The 17,084-nt window shown below is 66.4% G+C and carries 16 protein-coding genes and 1 pseudogene; 8 read left to right on the forward strand and 9 right to left on the reverse strand.

Annotated elements, in window-relative coordinates:
* Positions 1-302 (forward strand): annotated as a pseudogene (locus NK214_RS21595) (type VI secretion system protein TssA); the annotation flags it as partial.
* Positions 303-662: 360 nt separating this feature from the next.
* Complete coding sequence (locus tag NK214_RS21600; RefSeq protein ID WP_253315478.1) at positions 663-1,199, forward strand: GNAT family N-acetyltransferase; 537 nt, start codon at positions 663-665, stop codon at positions 1,197-1,199.
* A gap of 117 nt (positions 1,200-1,316) precedes the next feature.
* On the opposite strand, the gene NK214_RS21605 is transcribed toward NK214_RS21600, so the two are convergent.
* The 4 genes from NK214_RS21605 to NK214_RS21620 all read right to left on the reverse strand — a co-directional run bounded on the left by NK214_RS21605 (position 1,317) and on the right by NK214_RS21620 (position 5,828).
* A complete protein-coding gene (locus NK214_RS21605) occupies positions 1,317-1,988 on the reverse strand; it encodes a hypothetical protein (protein ID WP_107799783.1) in 672 nt (223 codons plus the stop codon).
* Between the two features lie 250 nt (positions 1,989-2,238).
* Positions 2,239-3,600 (reverse strand): alkaline phosphatase, encoded by a 1,362-nt coding sequence (locus NK214_RS21610; RefSeq protein WP_253315479.1) that lies wholly within the window; start codon positions 3,598-3,600, stop codon positions 2,239-2,241.
* A gap of 188 nt (positions 3,601-3,788) precedes the next feature.
* Complete coding sequence (locus NK214_RS21615; protein ID WP_235087671.1) at positions 3,789-5,237, reverse strand: alkaline phosphatase; 1,449 nt, start codon at positions 5,235-5,237, stop codon at positions 3,789-3,791.
* A 276-nt stretch (positions 5,238-5,513) separates the two neighbouring features.
* Complete coding sequence (locus tag NK214_RS21620; RefSeq protein ID WP_253315480.1) at positions 5,514-5,828, reverse strand: DnaJ domain-containing protein; 315 nt, start codon at positions 5,826-5,828, stop codon at positions 5,514-5,516.
* A gap of 200 nt (positions 5,829-6,028) precedes the next feature.
* Between NK214_RS21620 and NK214_RS21625 the strand changes: the two genes are divergently transcribed.
* Both NK214_RS21625 and NK214_RS21630 read left to right on the forward strand, forming a co-directional pair.
* Positions 6,029-6,475 (forward strand): GNAT family N-acetyltransferase, encoded by a 447-nt coding sequence (locus NK214_RS21625; protein WP_253315481.1) that lies wholly within the window; start codon positions 6,029-6,031, stop codon positions 6,473-6,475.
* A 317-nt stretch (positions 6,476-6,792) separates the two neighbouring features.
* On the forward strand, positions 6,793-7,422 hold the full coding sequence (locus NK214_RS21630; RefSeq protein WP_107799778.1) for a LysE family translocator: 630 nt from the start codon (positions 6,793-6,795) through the stop codon (positions 7,420-7,422).
* 190 nt (positions 7,423-7,612) lie between these two features.
* Here the strand turns inward: NK214_RS21630 and NK214_RS21635 are convergent, their stop codons facing one another.
* The 4 genes from NK214_RS21635 to NK214_RS21650 form a co-directional block, all read right to left on the reverse strand.
* Positions 7,613-8,449 carry a family 16 glycosylhydrolase gene (locus NK214_RS21635; protein ID WP_253315482.1) on the reverse strand — a complete coding sequence of 279 codons (837 nt, stop codon included), beginning with the start codon at positions 8,447-8,449 and terminating at the stop codon, positions 7,613-7,615.
* A 171-nt stretch (positions 8,450-8,620) separates the two neighbouring features.
* Positions 8,621-9,148 (reverse strand): hypothetical protein, encoded by a 528-nt coding sequence (locus NK214_RS21640; RefSeq protein ID WP_253315483.1) that lies wholly within the window; start codon positions 9,146-9,148, stop codon positions 8,621-8,623.
* A 357-nt stretch (positions 9,149-9,505) separates the two neighbouring features.
* Positions 9,506-10,264: a hypothetical protein gene (locus NK214_RS21645; RefSeq protein WP_253315484.1), complete on the reverse strand. Its 759-nt coding sequence runs from the start codon at positions 10,262-10,264 to the stop codon at positions 9,506-9,508.
* Positions 10,261-11,262: a substrate-binding domain-containing protein gene (locus tag NK214_RS21650; RefSeq protein ID WP_227104067.1), complete on the reverse strand. Its 1,002-nt coding sequence runs from the start codon at positions 11,260-11,262 to the stop codon at positions 10,261-10,263. The genes NK214_RS21645 and NK214_RS21650 overlap by 4 nt, the downstream gene beginning before the upstream one ends.
* Before the next feature lie 259 nt (positions 11,263-11,521).
* Here NK214_RS21650 and NK214_RS21655 point away from each other — a divergent pair, with 259 nt between their 5' ends.
* From NK214_RS21655 to NK214_RS21670, 4 genes are all read left to right on the forward strand, one after another.
* Positions 11,522-12,961 (forward strand): PhoPQ-activated protein PqaA family protein, encoded by a 1,440-nt coding sequence (locus tag NK214_RS21655; protein ID WP_253315485.1) that lies wholly within the window; start codon positions 11,522-11,524, stop codon positions 12,959-12,961.
* Between the two features lie 166 nt (positions 12,962-13,127).
* A complete protein-coding gene (locus tag NK214_RS21660) occupies positions 13,128-13,733 on the forward strand; it encodes a transcriptional regulator (protein WP_253315486.1) in 606 nt (201 codons plus the stop codon).
* On the forward strand, positions 13,730-14,692 hold the full coding sequence (locus NK214_RS21665) for a threonine/serine dehydratase (protein WP_233246696.1): 963 nt from the start codon (positions 13,730-13,732) through the stop codon (positions 14,690-14,692). Before NK214_RS21660 ends, NK214_RS21665 begins: the two co-directional genes overlap by 4 nt.
* On the forward strand, positions 14,689-15,633 hold the full coding sequence (locus NK214_RS21670; RefSeq protein WP_253315487.1) for an ornithine cyclodeaminase family protein: 945 nt from the start codon (positions 14,689-14,691) through the stop codon (positions 15,631-15,633). Before NK214_RS21665 ends, NK214_RS21670 begins: the two co-directional genes overlap by 4 nt.
* A 25-nt stretch (positions 15,634-15,658) precedes the next feature.
* Here NK214_RS21670 and NK214_RS21675 read toward each other — a convergent pair whose 3' ends face one another.
* Complete coding sequence (locus NK214_RS21675; protein WP_253315488.1) at positions 15,659-16,921, reverse strand: hypothetical protein; 1,263 nt, start codon at positions 16,919-16,921, stop codon at positions 15,659-15,661.
* Between the last annotated feature and the right edge of the window lie 163 nt (positions 16,922-17,084).

Below are 17,084 nucleotides of genomic sequence, written 5' to 3' on the forward strand. Positions count from 1 at the left end.
CCGTCGACCAGGCCGAGGCCGCCGCGCCGCCGGCCCTGGCCGAAGCCGGCCACGGCGCGCCGCCGCCGGCGTCCGCGCCCGTTTTCGCCCAGCGCGAGCCGCAGGGGCGGGAGGACGCTTACCGCCAGCTGCGCGGCATCGCCGATTATCTGGCGCGCACCGAGCCGCACAGCCCGGTGCCCTATCTGATCTACCGCGCGGTGGAGTGGGGGGAGAAGCCTTTGCGGGAGCTGCTGGCGGAGCTGATAGACAGCGACGCCGAGGCGCGGCGGCTGTGGTCCCTGCTGGGGGTGTTGCCTTAGAACCTGTTTATGATCTGCTGCGCTTCAGCGATACGGCGTTGAAACCGAGCTCAAAATGCTCATGTACCACGAGTACATTCCGCTTTTTCGCTCGTTTTCGCCTTGTCTCGCCTTAGCTCGCGAGATCGTAAACACGTTCTCAGAGCCTGTTTACGATCTGCTGCGCGTCGGCGGGATGGATAGAAATGGGCGTTGAAACCAAGCTCAAAATGCTCATGTACCATGTGTACATTTCACTTTTTCGCTTGTTTTCGCCTTGTCTCGCCCTTGTGCGCGAGGCTTTGAGCAGGCGTTGAAAAATGGGACTTGAGGCGGAGAAGCCGCCTCCCGCTTGACGAGCATTCAGTGAAGGACGGCCAGATGGCGAATGTGGAGTGGAAGGGGCTGATCATCCGCCGCGCGAGCGCGGCCGACGCGCCCGCGGTATTGAAAATTTTCGATGAAATCATCGCCTGGTTCGTCGCCATGGGCAACGCGGAGCAATGGGGAAGCGAGCCGTGGTCAAGCCAGCCGCGACAAGTGGAGCGGGTGGTCGAGGCGTGCTCGCTGCCGGGAGCGTGGGTGGCGGAGGAGGAAGGCGGCGCCGTGTTGGCCGTCCTGGTGCTGGGGGAGGCCATGCCCTATGCGCCGGCCGCGACGGAGCCTGAAATCTACGTGCGCTTGCTGGTCGCCTCCCGCCGCTCCGGCGCGCGGGGCGTCGGCCGGCGTTTGATGGCTTTCGCGGATGAACAGGCGAGGCTGGCCGGCGTCAAGCGCTTGCGCGTGGATTGCTATGGCGGGGGCACGGGGGCCTTGGCGCGTTTTTACGAGTCCTGCGGTTATGAGCGCATCGCCGCATTCGATGTGGACGGCTGGCCCTGCCAGCTGCTGGAGCGCGTTCACGCTCCCGTGAGCTAGGGCGAGGCTGCTTAGGAAAGCGGCTTGCTCGCATGGCGCGCTGCGCCGCGCGCAGCGGACCGCGAACGGACTCCAAGGCCAGGATGTCTGGCCCGGAAGGACGGCGCGGGCAAGGGCTCAGTCCAGCGTGTCCATATAGTCCTTGCCGCGCAGCCGCCCGGTTTGCGCCCAGGGCAGCGGCTGGCCGGCGGCCAGCGGGCGGATCTCCACGCGCATGCTTTCGCGATGGCGGCCGTCCTGCGAACGCGATTCCACCCGCAGCGGCATCGCCCAGCGCGCGCTCCATTGCAATTGCTTGCTGTGGCCCTTGGCGGTTTTGCGATACCAGCGGCTGCCGTCCGCGCCGGGGCTGACGGTGAAGCCTTTCAGTTTTTCAATGTCCACCAGCTGGCTGGCCAGGATCCAGGAGCCGTCGAAGCCCACGTCGCTCCATTCGCGCTGCCCCACTTGCACCAGCAGCCGCTGTTGCGGCAGGGCGAACTCCAGCCGCGGCTGGCCTTTGGCGTCCAGCCAGACGTGGCGGCTGGCGGCGGCGTAGTCGATGTGGTCGTGACCGTCCTCATGGCCGTGGCCGTCGTCGTGATCGTGGTCGTCGGCGGGGGCGTTCAGCCGTTCGCGCCAGACGTGCTTGCCCTGGCGGGTCAGTTTTTCCCGATAGCGTATGGTTTTTTCCACGCCGTCCTTGCCGATGGTGACGGTTTCGTAGCGGATGGTGGCCACCAGATCCGGCGCGGCGGCGCGCAGCGCCGGGGACAGGGCCAGCAGGGCCAGCGGCAGCAGGATTTTCATCGCGGTCTTTCTTCATGCGTAAAAGTAGGCTTGCCCGTGGGCAAGCCGAATGGGGTGCATCCGGGACGGCCGCGCCGGGCCTGGAGCGGCGCCGGCGCGGGGGTTTAGAGCCTGTTTACGATTTCGCGAGCTAGAGCGAGACAAGGCGAAAACGAGCGAAAAAGCGGAATGTACATGTGGTACATGAGCATTTTGAGCTGGTACTCACCGTGCAACGCTTCACGACGCGCAGCAGATCGTAAACAGGTTCTTAGAGTCCCAGCGCGCTTTTCACCAGGCCAAACACCTTGGTGTTGTCCATCACGCCCTTGAAGCCCTTGGAGCCGGCGCCGCCGGACATCAGCATCACGTCGCCGCCGCCGTGGGTTTCGCTGGACAGACGGATGCCGGTTTCCTGCTGGTAGTCGTCGCCCATCGCGGTGGCGGAGTCCACCGACACGCGGCTGGCCTTGCGGTTGGGGCCGTTGCCGAACACCAGCGCGGTGTAAGTGGCGCCGTCCGCGTCCTTGGACTCCTTGCCGTCGGCGTAGCCGCGCACGATGTCGTGGATGGGGTTGCCGCGCTTGGCGTAGCCGTTGATGGTCATGGTGTGGTCATGGTCCGCGGTGACCACGATCAGGGTGTTGTTCAGGTCCACCTTGGCCAGCGCGGTCTTGATGGCGTTGTCGAAGGCGATGGTGTCTTCCAGCGCGCGCTTGGCGTTGGTGCCGTGCAGCGCGTGGTCGATGCGGCCGCCTTCCACCATCAGCACATAGCCGTTGCCGTTGCGGGCCAGGGTGTCGATGGCCTTGGCGGTCATGTCGGCCAGGCTGGGCTGGTTCAGGCTGTTCTTCACCCGGTCCAGCTCGTAGTCCATGTGGTCCTTGTTGAAGATGCCCAGCAGTTTGTTGCCGGACTGCGGGTTGAAGGCGGCCAGCTCGCTGCCGCTGCTCACCAGGGTGTAGCCCTTGGCCTGCATTTCGGTCAGCAGATTGCGGCCGTCCGGGCGCTTGCCGCCGGAGGCGGTGGGCAGGAAGAATTTGCTGCCGCCGCCCATCAGTACGTCCAGGCCGGCGCCCAGCTTGGCGTTGTAGCCGGCGCCGCCCGGCGCCGCCTGGGCGGCGATGTCGGATTCGGCGTCGCGGTGGCAGACGTGGGAGTAAGTGGCGGCCGGGGTGGCGTGGGTGACGCGGGTGGTGGTCACCGCGCCGATGGCCTTGCCCTTGGCCTTGGCCAGTTCCAGCAGGGTGGTCGCCGGCTGGCCGTTGCCGCTGCCGCAGTTGCCGGTGCCGTTGCTATTGGGGTCGATGGCGCGGGTGTCGGCGGACATGGAGATGACTTCGTTGTTCATCTTCACGCCGGTCATATAGGCGGACATGGACGGCGCGCTGTCGGTGGTTTGCGCGTCGTTGGAGAAGGTCTTGACGCGGGCGGTGCGGGACAGCTGTTCCATGTTCAGCTTGCCGGCTTCGCCGTATTTGTAGATGCGCGAGGCGGTGACGGTGGTGGGGCCCATGCCGTCGCCCAGGAAGAAGATCACGTTCTTGGCTTCGCCCGCGGCCTGGGCCGGCAGCGCGTGCAGGGCGGCGGCCAGCGCGGCGACGCTGAGCAGCGGTTTCATCATCGGTTTCATTGCGGTTCTCTTGTATGGGTTTATGTAGCGTTTGGGGGCGGTGGCTCAGAACCTGTTTACGGCCTGCTGCGCGTCAGCGATACGGTGTTGAAAATGTCTTCAAAATGCTCGTGTACCGTGTGTACACTCCGCTTTTTCAGCCATTTTCGCCTTGTCTCGCCCTTGCTCGCGAGATCGTAAACAGGTTCTCAGAGCGCGGCCGCTTTCTTCACCAGGCCAAACACGTCGATGTTTTCCAGGAAGCCGTGGAAGGCGTCCGAACCCTGGCCGATGGCGCCGATGTAGACATCGGTGCCGCCGTGGGTTTCGCCGCCGGCCGGCATGCGCACCGCCGCTTCCTGGTGGTAGTCGTTGGCGGACACCACGGCGTCGGTCAGCGCGGCGGCGGCGTTGCGGTTGCCGTTGACGCGGTTTTCGCCGTTGCCGAAGCCGATGATGGAATAGGGCATGCCGTCGGCGTCGGTGGCCAGGCTGCCGTTGCTGTAGTTCTTCACCAGGCCCAGCACGCCGGGGTTGCCGGCCGTGGTCTTGCCGGTGCGCTGGGCGTAGCCGTTGAGCACCAGGGTGTGGTCGTGGTCCGCGGTCACCACGATCAGGGTGTTTTTCAGGTCCGGATCGCGCTGTTTCATCGCGTCGATGGCGGTCTTGATCGCCTGATCGAAGGCCACGGTGTCCTGCAGCGCTTTCTTGGCGGTGGTTTCATGCAGCGCGTGGTCGATGCGGCCGCCTTCCACCATCAGGAAGAAGCCTTGCTTGTCCTTGCGGTCCGCCAGCATGGAGATGGCCTTGGCGGTCATCTCGGCCAGGCTGGGTTCCTTGGAGGCGTCGCGGTCCAGGTCGTAGCTCATGTGGCTGCTGGTGAACAGGCCCACGGCGCGGGTGGTCTTGGCCGGGTCCAGCGCGTTGAAGCCGGTTTTGTCCGCGGCGTAGCCGTAGCCCTTGGCTTTGAGCTCCGCCACCAGATCGCGGCCGTCGGCGCGCTTGCCGCCGGCGGCCTTGGGCAGGAAGAACTGGCGGCCGCCGCCGAAGACCACGTCCACGCCGTCTTGCAGCTTGGCGTTGAAGAGCGCGCCGCCCGGCACCAATTGGGCGGCGATGTCGGATTCGGCGTCGCGGTGGCAAACGTGGGAGTAAGTGGCCGCCGGGGTGGCGTGGGTGACACGGGTGGTGGTGACCACGCCGGTGGCCTTGCCGCCGGCCTTGGCCAGCTCCAGCAGGGTGCTGACCGGCTGGCCGTTGCCGCTGCCGCAGTTGGAGGTGAAGTCCGCGGTGGGGGATTTGGCCTGGGTGTCGGTGGACATGGAGATGACTTCGTTGTTCATCTTCACGCCGGTCATGTAGGCGGACATGGACGGCGCGCTGTCGGTGACTTGGGCGTCGTTGGAGAAGGTTTTGACAAAGCCGCTCTCCGGCAGCGTGTCCATGGTCAGCTCGCCGTCTTCGCCCACGGAGTAAATGCGGGCGGCGGTGGTGGTGTTGATGCCCATGCCGTCGCCCAGGAAGAAGATCACGTTCTTGGCGGCGGGACGGAGGCCCTGGTTGTTGTTGGCGGAGCCGCTGGCGGTGCCGCCGCTGCTGCCGCAGGCGGCCAGGCCGATGGCGGCCGTCACGGCCAGGGTCAGGCTGAGGATGCGCATGATGTTATGTTCCGGGCATGAAAAAAACCGGCACAGCATAGTGGGCGCATGTTTCGGCCAGGAGAGGGTTTGATGAAGATTTTGTTGCGGGGTCAACCGACGGGCCGGGGCCGGCGTTGGCGGGGCGCGCTTAGAACCTGTTTACGATCTGCTGCGCGTCGTGTGACGCCGCACGGTGAGCACACCTTCGAAATGCTCATGTACCATTTGTACATTCCGCTTTCTCAGCCGTTTTCGCCTTGTCTCGCTTTAGCTCGCGAGATCGTAAACAGGTTCTTAGCGCCGGTCGGCGCATAGCGGCAGCAGCCGCTGATAGGCGGCGTTGATGTCCTTGCTCTTGCGTTCCGCCAGTTCGCGCAGCTCCAGGCCCAGAGCGCTGACCTTGTCCGGATGGTATTCCGCCATCCGCGCCCGGTAAGCGGCTTTCAGTTCTTCCGCGGAGCAGGGCCAGGCGATTTGCAGCACCTGGCAGGCGCGCTCGGTCTCGGAGACGGCGCCGGACGGCGGGGCGTCCGGCCGCGTCGGGCTCAGCGCCCGGCGGATCAGCCAGTAGGCCAGCAGGGCAAACAACAGCAGCGCAATCAATCGCATCGACACGGTTCCTTGGCAGAGGGCCGCCCGCGCTTGCGGACGGAATAGCAATATGGAGCGGCTGACCGGACGCTGGTTCCCGGCGCGGGGCCGCGGTAGGTGAACTATGCCGCCGGCGGGTGGTCCCACCCGGCCCGGTTATGTTCTTTAATTTAGAGCCGCCTGCCGATCCGGGGAGGAGGCGGCCCGCAAGGAAGCATATGAGTTCCACCATCCGTCCGGCCGTCCGCGCCGACATCGCCGCGCTGTTCGACATCCGCACCAGCGTCCGGCAAAACCACCTTTCCATCGAGCAACTGGCCGACCTGGGCATCACGCCCGAGACCATCGCCGAAACCATCGCCGCCGCGCCCTGCGCCTGGATCGCGGAGCAGGACGGCCAGCCGGCCGGATTCGCCATGGCGGACCTGGACGCCGGCGAAGTGTTCGCCTTGTTCATCAAGCCGGCGTTCGAGGGCCTGGGCCTGGGCCGGCAACTGCTGAGCCAGGCCGAGGCCGCGCTGTTTCAACGCCATCCGGTGATCCGGCTGACGACCGACGGCGACGCGGCCATCCGCGCCAACGGCTTTTATCAGCGTCAGGGCTGGCGGCAGGCCGGCCCGGCCGAGGGCGGGGACCTGTTGTACGAAAAGCGGCGCGAGGGCTGAGCGAGGCGCGCCTCCGGCGACGAGCCTGAAGAGGTCGGGGGCGTGCCGGATACGCGCGTTCCCGGGCGTCCGGAGGCGCGTGGCGGGCAGGTAAAGAGGGAGCGCTTCTTCTTTAAGCGCATAAGCATAAGCCAATATGCCACTACAGCCGCGCCGGCTTTTATATTATGATGCCGGCTCTGCGTTGTTTGCCGCCCCTGTCCGCATTACCCAGTTCCCTGCTTCATGCCAAGACGCCGCGTTTCGCGCGCCGTCGTCGTCGACTGTTTCCGGGTGGCCGCGCCAAGTCATAGATGATAGCCGTCCTGGAGTTTTGAATGAGTTTCGCCACCTTATTGCTGTACATCGTCGCCGTCAGCGCCGTGATGATCACCCCCGGTCCGTCCATGCTGCTGGCGCTCAACAACGGCGCCAGCCACGGCATGCGCATCGCCAGCTACGGCTTTGCCGGCGCGGTGCTGTCCGATCTGCTGCTGATCGCCGCCGTGGGCTGCGGCCTGGGCGCTTTGCTGCAAGCGTCGGAACAACTGTTTTCCATCGTCAAATGGGGCGGCGCCGCCTATCTGGTCTACCTGGCCTGGATGATGTGGCGCGCGCCCACCCAGGCGCTGGCCGCCAGCGCCCAGAGCGGCGAGGCCAGCGGCCGCGGCACGTTTTTGCGTTCCCTGGTGGTGGGCCTGTCCAATCCCAAGGGCCTGCTGTTCTTCACCGCCTTCCTGCCGCAGTTCATCCGCCAGGACCAGCCGGCGGTGCCGCAATACATGATTCTGGCCGTGGTCACCGCCAGCGTGGACTGCGTGATGATGTTCATCTATGCCTACGGCGGCCGCCACGCGATGCGCACCTTCTCCGCCCGCGTGATGGGTTGGATCAACCGCAGCTGCGCCGGCATGCTGGCGGTGCTGGCCATCGGCCTCAGCCTGTACCGCCGCAGCGATATGAGCTGAGCGCGCCGCTTTGCCGCCACGGAAAACCCGCCGAATCCGGCGGGTTTTTTTATGTGGGCCTATCGCCGGGCGCGACAAAAAGCCGCCCCTGGGGGCGGCAAGAGGACATCGATAGATACAAAGGAGGGGAGGACTTGTTCCTGGACCCTCCGGCCAATATATCCGCCGCCCGTGACAGCGGGATGACGGCTCAACGCAGCGGCGAGGCGGCCGACGCCGGCGCCCGACGGCGCGCGGCGGGTTCGGCGGCGTCCCGGTACACCCGCACATAGTCCACCACCATCTCCTGCGGCCAGCGCGTGGACGCGTCCGGCGCGCCGGCCCAATCCCCGCCCACCGCCAGATTCAGCACGATGAAGGCCGGTTCTTGCAGGGCGCTCCAGCCGTCGCCGCCGTCGGTTTTCATCGTCACGGTCTGATAGAGTTGGCCGTCGACGAAGTAGCGGATCGCCGCCGGCGACCACTCCACGGCGAAATCGTGGAAACGGTCGTTGAACCAGCCCAGATCCGGCGTGACATAGGAGGCCGACGCCGTTTGCACCGTCCCGGCCGGCGCGCCGGGCTTGGGCCGGTGCGCGCTGCCCCAGACGGTGGCGTTTTCCGCGCCGGCCTCGCTGCCCACCATTTCCAGGATGTCGATCTCGCCGTAATGCGCGGGCTGATCCCAGCGCTGGTTCAGCATCCAGAACGCCGGAAACATGCCCTGGCCGTAAGGCAGCTTGATGCGCGCCTCGATCCGGCCGTAGCGCCAGGCGGCCTGGCTGCGCAGGCGCGCCGAGGTATAGTCGCGGCCGCCGTAAGCCTGCCGCCGCGCGGCGATATGCAGCGCGCCGTCGCGCACGGCCACATTGTCTCCGGCGGTGTAGTACTGCAGCTCATGCAGGCCCCACGGGCCGGGGCCGGATTCCAGCCGCCATTTGGCGCCGTCCAGCGCCGCGCCGTTGAATTCGTCCTGCCACGCCAACTGCCAATTGGCCGCGGCTGCGCCGCCGCTCAGCAGCGCCGTAATCGCGGCGGCTGCCGCCATCTTGCTTTTCATCGCTCATCTCGCGCGAGTTTGTCGAGCGTCCAGCATAGCCGGAAGCGAGAGCGGCGCAGCGCGGCCGCGCTTGGCAGTTTTACCAAGCGCGGCCAGGCCCGCGGCTTAGAGCCTGTTCAACGCGGTATCGCCGCAGCGCAGTAGATCGTGAACAGGTTCTTAGGAGCAATTCGAGTTCAGGCTGGGATAGGCGGTATTCAGGATCCACTTGCCCTTGCTGTTCTTGGCGTAGCGGAATGACAGGAAAATGGGCTGCCCTGCGGGAAACGGGGTGGACAGGGTGCAGACTCCGGCCGCGTTCACCTCCTTGCAAGTGCTGGGCAGCGCACCGGGCCAGCCCTTGGGATAGAGAGTGCCCTCCGGCACGCAATCGGACTCCGCCGCCCGGGTGCCGCATATGGCCGGTTTGGGGCCTTTGGGCCCGGGATAACCCTGCCAGGTGGTGAAGGCGGCCTTGAACTGGTCCCAGCTGTCGAACTGCGATTTGCCCGCCTGGGTGGGCTGGCCGCGGATATGGATGCTGACATGGCCTTCCATCGCGGTGTTGTCCGCCATGGATTTGACGCTGGCGTTCACATCCGGGGTGACGCGGCAATCCGCCGCCTGAACCGGCGCAGCGGACAACAGGCATAGGGTCAGCGCCGTCAGCGCGGCGCCGGAACAGATTGGGAGGAGGCGATTGGGCATGAGGGAATCCTGAAAACGTCGGGCGCGCAGGCCCGATGAGGTTTTTTAAAAGCGGGCGGCTGTAAGTTATTGCGCCAACAGGGCATGACGCGATTTATCGTTGAAGATTAATGCAAAAGGCATTAATGATGCCTGCGCTTTGGGACAGGTGGCGGGCGAGCGCCGTGCGCCGAAGCCTGGCCGAGGAGGCCTCCGGCGTTGGCGGCGCGGCCTTGAGAACGACTTCCGCGCGGGGCGGTGAGGGAGAGGAGTGCTTGGGCGATATTCCGGGGCGGCGGCGGCTGAGGCCGGCCATGCGCCAAGCCGCCGTCTCAGCCGCAAGGCTCCGCCTCGGCCCGGCATGCGGGGAAGGGCGTCCTACTGGCGGCTCCGCTCCCAGACGGCCTGGGTTTCCAGGAACAAGCCGTGCAGCCGGTATTTGTCCCAGATGAAGGCCGTTTCCTTGGCGAACAAGCCTGCGCGCAAAGCCTGCCTGAGCTTGGCCAGAATCGCCGGCGGCGTGTCCGGATGGCAGATCAGCCAGCGCTCGGCCGGCGTCAGCGCCAGCGCCTTGCGCGGCGGCGGGCCGTCCTCCGGCGCGGGCGGGGTGTCGCTGACGAAGACCTCCAGCCGCTTGGCCGCCAGCATTTTGAAACCCAGCGCCGGTTTGGCGATGGGGATGTAGCTCAGCTGGGCGGAACTGAGCAGATCGCGCGCTTCCGCAATGTCCACCGTGCCCAGGGTCATGCCCTGCATATCGCGCAGATTCTTGAACGGCGCCGCGTTGCCGCGGGCCACGTAGGCCTGCAAGACCACCGGCGAGATGGCGGCCACATAGCTGACGGTTTCCGCCTTGCCCTGGTCGAAGTTCACATCCAGCGCGCAGGTGTTCTTCTCCGCGGCGGCCAGGAAATACGCGCGCTTGGCCGGCACGCCTTTCAGCGCCACCTCCAGCCCGGCCTTGGCCGTCAGGTAGCGGAAAGCGTCGGCGTAGGGGCCGCCGAGGCCGTCTCGGGCCGGCGTCAGATAGGGCGGATGCGCGTCCGCCACCACGGTCAGCAGCGGCTGGGCCTGGGCCAGGCAGGCGGCGCCGGCCAGCGCCGCCGCCAGCCGTCTGAACGCGGGCGGCGGGCTCAAGACTTCACCAGATCCACCGGCGTGCGCACAATGCTCTGCATCTCGCTTTGCGTCAGCCGTTTATTGAAGGATTCCAGCCCCAGGCGGATGGCGTACTCCGCCTGCAAGGCCGGGTGCTGGTCCGCGGTGGCGTAAATGCGCTTGGACGCCAGCAGCGCGGCCATCTCCGGGATATTGTCGTAGCCGCCGATCAAGACCTTGCCGTCCCGCTTCAATTCCGTCACCGCCTGCGCCGCGCCAATCGCCATATTGTCGTTGCCGCACAAGAGCGCGGCCAGGTCCGGCGTCTGTTTCATCAGCTTCAGCGCCGCCGCCCGCCCGGCGTCCCGCTCCCAATCGCCCCAGGCGAGGGCGGCCAGCGTCATATTGGCGCTGGCTATCGCCTCCCGGTAACCGTCGCTGCGCGCCTTGGCGTTGATGGAGCCGGGCAGGCCCTCGATGATGGCCGCCTTGCTGCGCGGCTTCAAGGCCCGCAGCACATAGTCACCCACCGCGCGCGCGCCGCTGAAATTGCTGGGGCCGACAAAGGGAATGTTGACGCCGTGGCTGGCCAGCGCCCGGTCGTCCAGCTTGTTGTCCAGATTGATCACCAACAGGCCGCTTTGCACCGCCTTGATCAGCGCCGGGATGATGGCGCGGGAGTCCGCCGGCGTGATCAGCAGGATCTGCTCGCGGCGGGCGATGCAGGCCTCAACGATCTTGATCTGCCCGGCCAGGTCGGTCTCCCCCTGCACCCCGTCTATCGTCAGCTGATAGTCGCCGCTGTGCTGCGCGTGGTGCCTGCGCGCGCCGGCCGTCATCACGCTGAAGAAAGGGTTTCTCAGCGATTTGAGCACCAGGGTCACCGCGGGCTTCGTCGCGGCCGCCGCCAGCCGGGGCCAGGCCAGCAGGCCCAGAGATGCCAGTAAAAACGCGCGCCGCCGCATGGAGCTCCCCCGCCTGTCGAATGAATGCGCCGGCAAGCCGCCGGCCAGGCCCGGCCGCGCGGCCAGGCTCAAGGATATGGCTTCTTTATAGAGCACAGCGGGGAGGGCGGCAGGAGCGGACTATCCATGCGTTTGAGGGGTTTGGCCTCACCCTCGTCATCGATGGGCGTCGTCATGATGGGGGCAGGCCAAGCCCTGCCGCAGCGGCGGCTGTTATGGAAACATGGCCGTAGAGGACGCTTGGCGCGGGCGTGTGGAGTGGCGCTTGAGTGTTTACCCTAATCCCTGCAAAATCTAGCACCTACTCTCTAACAATTAATACATTCCGCCGATGAACATTTCTCTCCCCCTCGCGCTGCGCGCCTGCGCCGCGTTGTGCTTGTCATGGCCCGCCGTCGCGCCGGCCAAGTCCTTGCCGGTTCATCCCGCCTCCACCGTGGTCGCCGACTATCTGCAACAGGCCAAGGCCAGTCAGCAGCCGGCCGAGCTGCTCAGCTCGGTGGTGGAGGACGGGGTGGAGGTGCGCATGTACCGGATGGTGTCGCAGCAATGGCCGGGAGCCGGCAGCGGCATTGGGAGCAATGCGCCGCTGTGGGAGCAGCAGTACAAGCTGGTCCTGCCCTTGACGCGCAAGCCGGGCGTGCCGGTGCTGCTGTACGTCAACGGCGGCAGCAATCACGCGCAGCCGCCCAAGCTGCCGGACCGCTTGCCGGCGGAAACGCTGGCGCGCGATCTGGGCGTGCCGGTGGCCGAGCTGTATTTCGTGCCGAACCAGGATTTGCAATTGGACGAGCAGCCGGTCGGCCGCGAGGACGCGCTGGTGGCCTATACCTGGCGCAAAACGGTGGATCAGCCGCAGGCGGAGCGTTTCAGCTCCCTGCATCTGCCGATGACGCAGGCGGTGAGCGCGACGATGGACGCCTTGCAGCGCAGCCTGCCGGGCAGCGAGCGTTTCGTGGTGGCCGGCGCGTCCAAGCGCGGCTGGGCCGCTTGGCTGGCCGGTTTGAACGATAAGCGGGTGAGCGCCATCGTGCCGGTGGTGGCGGATTTCTGGAACGTGCGCGTCAACTTCACCCATGTCTACAACAGCTACGGCCAGCAGTGGCCGGCGGCGCTGCGCGATTATCAGCGCAACGGCATCACCGAGGATGTGCTGCAGGGAGGGCCGGGTCTGGACGCCTTGTTGCGCTTCGAGGACGTGGTCAATTACCGCGCCGGGATGGCGCGTTTGAGCAAGTATATGATTTCCGCTTCCGGCGACGACTTCGCGGTGCCGGACTCCGCCTGGAGCTATCTGCCGGACTTCGCCGGCCCCACCCAGCTGCGCTATCTGCCCAATCAGTCGCACTATGTGAAGGGCGATCAGATCGGCAAGGCCTTGCGGCAGTTCATGCGCCGCTGGCTGGCCGGCAAGCCGATGCCGCGGGCGCAGGTGGACGCGGACCCGGCCAGCGGCCGGCTGCGCGTCAGCGTGGCGGAGCGCGAGGCGGGCAAGGCGACGCTGTGGCTGGCGCATAACCCCGCGAGCCGGGATTTCCGCTTCAATTCCGGCATCCGTTATCAGCCCAAGGCGATTGAAGGCCAGTGCCGCCGCGGCAACTGCCGCTTCGAGTTCAAGCCGGACGCCTCGCTGCCGGGCTGGCAGGCTTATTTCATCGAGTTCGAGGGCCAGGATTTCGCCTGGAGCACGCCGCCCTTGGTGTGGCCGCACGCCTATCCCAACGGCGAGCCGGTGCCGTTTGGCGCGCCGCGTTTGCAACTGGGACGCTGATCGCGCTTGGGCGGGCGGTTTGGCCGCCTGCGCCAGATCTCGAAGCCGGCTGAGCCGGCTTTTATTTTTCTCATGCTTGTATTTTTTAGTCCAATCTGGATTTTTTTGTTTACATTTTGGATTTCAAAGTCTAACCTGGATTCATTGATCCAACACGAGTGCCGCCATGCTGTCCCGTTACCACTCCATCGCCGACGCCATCGCCACCTTGTTCTATCCCTATGCCGAAGTGGTGCTGCACGACCTGGCCACCCAGTCCGTGGCCTATATCGCCAACAATTTCTCCAAGCGCGAGCTGGGCGACGATTCCGGCCTGGACGAACTGGAAAACACGCCGGACGCGACGGTGATCGGTCCTTACGAAAAACTGAACTGGGACGGCCGCAAGCTGCGTTCCATCAGCGTGGTGCTGCGCGACGACGCCGGAGCCGCGCTCGGCATGATGTGCGTGAACCTGGACATCTCGGTGTTCGAGGGCGCGCGGGCGGCGCTGGACCTGTTCCTGTCCGGCAGCAAGCTGGTGGCGCAGCCGGCCTTGTTGTTCGAGGACGACTGGCAGGAGCGCATCAACCGTTTCATCCACGGCTGGCTGCAACAGCGCCAGCTCAGCCTGTCCATTCTCAACCGCGAGCACAAGCGCGAGCTGGTGGAGGCGCTGCTGCACGAGGGCGCGTTTCGCGGCAAGAACGCCGCCAACTACGTGGCCAATGTGCTGGGCATGGGCCGCGCCACGGTTTTCAAGCATTTGAAAGAGCTGAAGGAGCAAGCATGACACTGGATTCCCTGTTCGACGCCATCGCTGCCGCCCACCAGGCCATCCGCCCGCAGGCGCGGGTCACGCCGCTGGAGCACAGCCCGGCCTTGTCCGCCCTGACCGGCTGCGAGGTGTATCTGAAGTGCGAGCATCTGCAGCGCACCGGCTCCTTCAAATTCCGCGGCGCCAGCAACAAGCTGCGGCTGTTGGACCCGGCGGCGCGGCGGGAAGGGGTGATCGCCGCGTCCACCGGCAACCACGGCCAGGCGGTGGCCTTGGCCGGCGGGCTGTTGCAAGTGCCGGTGACGGTGTACGCGCCGGCGTCCGCCGCCGCGGTGAAGCTGGACGCCATCCGCGCGCTGGGGGCGGAGCTCAAGCTGGTGGACGGCGGCGCGCTGGAGGCGGAACTGAGCGCCGGCGAGGCGGCGCGGCGGGCGGGTCTGCCCTTTGTGTCGCCGTACAACGATCTGGACGTGGTGGCCGGCCAGGGCACGGTGGGCATGGAGCTGGCCGAGCAGTGCCCGGAGCTGGACGCGGTCTTTGTCTCCGTGGGCGGCGGCGGCCTGATTTCCGGCATCGGCGCGGCCTTGCGGCGCCTGGCGCCCGGCGCGGAACTGGTGGGCTGCTGGCCGGAGGCGGCGGCCACCATGCACGCCAGCCTGCAAGCCGGCCGCATCGTCGAGGTAGACGAGGGCGACACTCTGTCCGACGGCACCGCCGGCGGGGTGGAGCCGGGCGCGGTGACTTTCGAACTGTGCCAGGCCTTGATCCGCCATTGCGCGCTGGTCAGCGAGGCGGAGATCCGCGCGGCGCTGCGCTTGCTGGCCCAAAGCGAGCGCTGGATGACGGAGGGCGCGGCGGGCGTGGCGCTGGCCGGCCTGTTGCGGCAGGCGCCGCGCTACCAGGGCAAAAAGGTGGCGGTGGTGCTGTGCGGCCGCAACATCGTGCTGGATAAGTTTTTGAAGGCGGTGTCATGAAAACCTTCAACAAGGATGAAATCCTGGCGCGGCTGGATCTGGAGCGGGCGGAGGCGCTGCTGCGCCAGGGTTTCATCGCCTATTCCGCCGGCCGCGCGCAACTGCCGCCGGTGCAGCATTTCGCCTTTGCCGCGGCCAACGGCGATTGCTGCGTGAAATCCGGCTATGTGGAGGGCGAGAGCCTGTTCGCGGTCAAGGTGTCGTCCGGTTTCTACGACAATCCCAAGCGCGGCCTGCCCAGCAATCAGGGCCTGGTGCTCTGCTTCTGCTCCCGCACCGGCGCGCCGTTGGCGCTGCTGCGGGACGAGGGCTGGCTCACCGCCTGGCGCACCGCGCTGGCCGGCAGGCTGGCGGCGCGGGTCTTGGCCCCGCGCCGGGTGGAGGCGATAGGCATTGTCGGCACCGGCTTGCAGGCGCGCTTGCAATTGCGCGCCTTGCAGGCGGTGACGCCGTGCCGGGAGACGTGGGTGTGGGGGCGTTCGGAGACCGAGCTGGCGGCTTTCGCCGCCGAGTTCGAAGCCGAGGGCTACCGTGTGCGGACCACGCTGGACGCGGAGCCGCTGGCGCGCGCCTGCCGGCTGATCGTCACCTGCACGCCGTCCGCCCGGCCCATTCTGCGGGCCGGCTGGCTGCGGCCCGGCAGCCATGTCACCGCGGTGGGCGCGGACGCCGCCGGCAAGCAGGAACTGGAGCCGGAATGGGTGGCCGCCGCGGACCGCATCGTGGTGGACTCCGTCGCGCAGTGCGCGGCTTACGGCGAGGTGTCGCACGCGCTGGCCGCCGGCCTGCTGGAGCGCGAACGCTTGACGGAGCTGGGGCGGGTGCTGGCCGGCGAGCAGGCGGGCCGGCAAAGCGAGGACGAGATCACGCTGGCGGACCTGACCGGGCTGGCGGTGCAGGACGCGCAGATCGCCAAGTGCGTGCTGGAGGCCCAGGCCTGAGACGCGCTTGACCGTCAAGGGGTTCTCAGGCCGCGTGCGGGAAACCGTGCACCGGCCGCAAGGGCGGCCGGGCGTAGCCGCCCTGTTTTTGCGCCGCCATCAGAAAGCGGGTGTAGTTTTCCTTGCCCACCTGGCGGAAGTTGAATTTGACGGTGTCGGCAGAGAGCGCGGCGCCGTCCTTGGCCTGCAAGCGGGCGACGATGTCGGCGACCACATTGTCCGCCTGCTGGCGCAGCGCCGAGCCCGTTTCTTTTTTCAGCATCTCGTTGAGGGTGACGATGGCGGGCGCGTCCGCCAGCCCCATGGCGGACAGGGCGACGGCGTGTTGGCCGAAGTGCCGCCAGACGATGGCCTGGGAGCCCAGCCGCAACACGAACTTGAACGGAAAGCCGGTGCGGATGGAGAGCAGCACCGGATCTATGCACACCAATTGTTCTATCGAGTTGACGCCCTCGGCCGCCAGCGCGGCGGAAATATTGGCGGTCACGCCTTCTAGCTGGATCAGTTGGTCGTTTTCCTGCGGCTGTTCCTTGGCGTTCAGGTTCAGCGCCACCAGCCGGCGCAGCAGCTTGAACAGGGAGTCCATCGGAAAGGCACCGACGGCGAAGGCGGCCACGGTCTGCGCGGCGGAGACGGTTTCGGAGTCGCCGGCGGCGCTGACGGCCGCGCCGATGGGAATGGCCAGCATCATGCGCAGCGCGTACCAGTACACGTCCGCCACATTGAGGCTGCGCTTGCGCACGCTCAGCACCATATCGCTGACCACGAACAGATAGGCGCCGGCGATGGCGGCGCAGACGATCTGGGTGCCGAAGGGCAGGGCCAGCTGCCCGTTGACGGCGAGCAGATAAAGCACGCTCATGCACAGGGTGGCGATCAGCATCAGCATCATGGGCGTGAGAAAGGCGGCGCGGCCGTAGTGCTCGCGGTAGATCTGCTCGAACAATTGCTCGGCGGCGGCCTCCACTTCCTCGTTTTCCGGCAGCGGCCAGGCGTTCAGTTGCGGGTGTTTGTCGGTGCGCGGCTGCCAGAACTGGCGCAGATAATAGATCAGCGCGCCGTTGTTGAGCCGGTTGCGGAATTCCTCGTAGCGGGCGCCCCAGCCTATGACCAGGAAGCGGATCATCGGCGCGGCCGCCAGCGCGGTGGTCAGCAGGCCCAGCGCGAAATGACTGGCGTGCTGCGGGCGGGAAAAAGGCTGCGCCATCAGCAGCGACAGCCCGTACAGCGCGGCGATGTCCAGCAGCAACAGGCCTGCCCACAAGCCGTGATATTTCAGGTTTTTCATGATGGCCTCGCTGATTGGCGGCGTGGCTACCATGGTAGTTCTCCAGCGTAAAATCGCACTCCGTACGAATAACTAGCGCGCCGACCGGCGGCTACCTTATCAAAAGTAGTGTTGAATCATTGATGTCCGGCCCCTAGCATCGGCTTCGCGTTTCATTGGCACG

It is taken from the genome of Chromobacterium sp. S0633, assembly GCF_024158805.1.
GTDB lineage: Bacteria > Pseudomonadota > Gammaproteobacteria > Burkholderiales > Chromobacteriaceae > Chromobacterium.

Coding starts and splice junctions, on each gene's coding strand:
- NK214_RS21670 (WP_253315487.1), top strand. CDS start 14,689: ATGAAAACCTTCAACAAGGATGAAATCCTGGCGCGGCTGGATCTGGAG.
- NK214_RS21605 (WP_107799783.1), bottom strand. CDS start 1,988: ATGAAAATCCTGCTGCCGCTGGCCCTGCTGGCCCTGTCCCCGGCGCTG.
- NK214_RS21660 (WP_253315486.1), top strand. CDS start 13,128: ATGCTGTCCCGTTACCACTCCATCGCCGACGCCATCGCCACCTTGTTC.
- NK214_RS21620 (WP_253315480.1), bottom strand. CDS start 5,828: ATGCGATTGATTGCGCTGCTGTTGTTTGCCCTGCTGGCCTACTGGCTG.
- NK214_RS21665 (WP_233246696.1), top strand. CDS start 13,730: ATGACACTGGATTCCCTGTTCGACGCCATCGCTGCCGCCCACCAGGCC.
- NK214_RS21600 (WP_253315478.1), top strand. CDS start 663: ATGGCGAATGTGGAGTGGAAGGGGCTGATCATCCGCCGCGCGAGCGCG.
- NK214_RS21635 (WP_253315482.1), bottom strand. CDS start 8,449: ATGGCGGCAGCCGCCGCGATTACGGCGCTGCTGAGCGGCGGCGCAGCC.
- NK214_RS21630 (WP_107799778.1), top strand. CDS start 6,793: ATGAGTTTCGCCACCTTATTGCTGTACATCGTCGCCGTCAGCGCCGTG.
- NK214_RS21640 (WP_253315483.1), bottom strand. CDS start 9,148: ATGCCCAATCGCCTCCTCCCAATCTGTTCCGGCGCCGCGCTGACGGCG.
- NK214_RS21625 (WP_253315481.1), top strand. CDS start 6,029: ATGAGTTCCACCATCCGTCCGGCCGTCCGCGCCGACATCGCCGCGCTG.
- NK214_RS21675 (WP_253315488.1), bottom strand. CDS start 16,921: ATGAAAAACCTGAAATATCACGGCTTGTGGGCAGGCCTGTTGCTGCTG.
- NK214_RS21655 (WP_253315485.1), top strand. CDS start 11,522: ATGAACATTTCTCTCCCCCTCGCGCTGCGCGCCTGCGCCGCGTTGTGC.
- NK214_RS21615 (WP_235087671.1), bottom strand. CDS start 5,237: ATGCGCATCCTCAGCCTGACCCTGGCCGTGACGGCCGCCATCGGCCTG.
- NK214_RS21610 (WP_253315479.1), bottom strand. CDS start 3,600: ATGAAACCGATGATGAAACCGCTGCTCAGCGTCGCCGCGCTGGCCGCC.